This is a genomic window from Petrotoga sp. DB-2 (assembly GCF_054051725.1).
In genome coordinates, this window is record NZ_JBSVZD010000085.1 from 1 (window position 1) to 401 (window position 401).

Here is a 401-nt window from a genome sequence, read left to right on the forward strand (position 1 = left end):
TTTTATCCAGATCAAATTGGGAGAGATTATATAACCGTGAAAGGTTTTGAAATGGCTCATGCTGCAACACCATGGGTCCCGCCAACAGCAGATCAACCTGGATTAATTGGAGCAAATTGGAGTAAAGGTTGGATAATTGAAAACAATATTATTCATGATTCAAAATGTAGTGCAATAAGTATAGGAAAGGAAGGTTCGACAGGACATCTATATCATTCAACTCGTAAAGACAAAACTGGGCATCAATACCAATTAGAATCTGTTTTTAGTGCTGAACATATCGGATGGAGTAAAGAAAGTATCGGGTCACATATTATTCGGAACAATACAATTTATGATTGTGGTCAAAATGCGATTGTAGGTCATTTAGGATGTGTTTTTAGTGAAATCTACAATAACCA

The 401-nt window shown here is 35.7% G+C and carries 1 pseudogene; it reads left to right on the forward strand.

The window, feature by feature from the left end:
* Positions 1-401: pseudogene (locus ACW9JY_RS10545) on the forward strand (hypothetical protein); the annotation flags it as partial.